This is a genomic window from Pseudomonas sp. 10S5, assembly GCF_035019745.1.
Lineage (GTDB): Bacteria > Pseudomonadota > Gammaproteobacteria > Pseudomonadales > Pseudomonadaceae > Aquipseudomonas.
This window is the reverse complement of the sequence record NZ_JASJVL010000062.1, coordinates 1-254: the sequence shown is the minus strand read 5'-3', so window position 1 is coordinate 254 and position 254 is coordinate 1. Positions and strand designations below refer to the sequence as shown.

Annotated in this window: 1 pseudogene; it reads left to right on the top strand. The window is 57.1% G+C overall.

What is annotated here, in order from left to right:
• Positions 1–254: pseudogene (locus QN378_RS23390) on the top strand (DUF2235 domain-containing protein); the annotation flags it as partial.

The following is a 254-nucleotide window of genomic DNA, read 5'->3' as shown; positions in this document are numbered from 1 at the left end:
ACTCCCATGCAGGCGCTGACGGTCGCGGAAAACTGTGACGTAAAAACCACCTCCATTTACCAGGACGCGCTGCAAGCGAAACTGCACATGATCGCTAAAGGCTGGCCCGCCGAGATGCTGGAAATTATTACGCCGCCCTCCACGGAGTTAGCGATCGACCCGCAGGATCGACAGGCGCCCCGGGAAAAAAGAGTGTTTGCGGGCCTACAACTCAAGCGAACAGTACGCGGAGAGTTGTCGCGTGTGTATTTGCG